This window comes from Variovorax sp. F042 (assembly GCF_057814215.1).
This window is the reverse complement of the sequence record NZ_JBVASX010000084.1, coordinates 1-289: the sequence shown is the minus strand read 5'-3', so window position 1 is coordinate 289 and position 289 is coordinate 1. Positions and strand designations below refer to the sequence as shown.

1 protein-coding gene is annotated in these 289 nt (G+C 73.7%); it reads left to right on the top strand.

Translation table 11 applies throughout. The features are described 5' to 3' along the window. Positions 1–289, top strand: a 289-nt coding sequence (locus ACZYSP_RS35510; RefSeq protein ID WP_489019252.1) for an IclR family transcriptional regulator, incomplete at both ends; no start/stop codon positions are given.

The window sequence follows — 289 nt, the reverse complement described above, 5'->3', positions numbered from 1 at the left end:
GATCGGGCTGGCCGCGGTGCGGCAGGCCGACCCGATCCGCGCGGCCGAGCCCTGCCTGATCCGCCTGCGCGAGTCGCTGGAGGTGACGTGCTTCGTCGCGGTCATGGGCAACAAGGGCCCGACCATCGTGCGGTTCGAGGAGCCGGGCCTGCCGGTGACGGTGAACGTGCGCGCCGGCGCGGTGATGTCGATGCTGTGGTCGGCCACCGGCCGCGCCTTCCTGGGGCTGCTCGACGAATCGCGCGTGCTGGCGCTGGCCGAGCAGGAGCTGGGCGAAGCCACGCCGGAG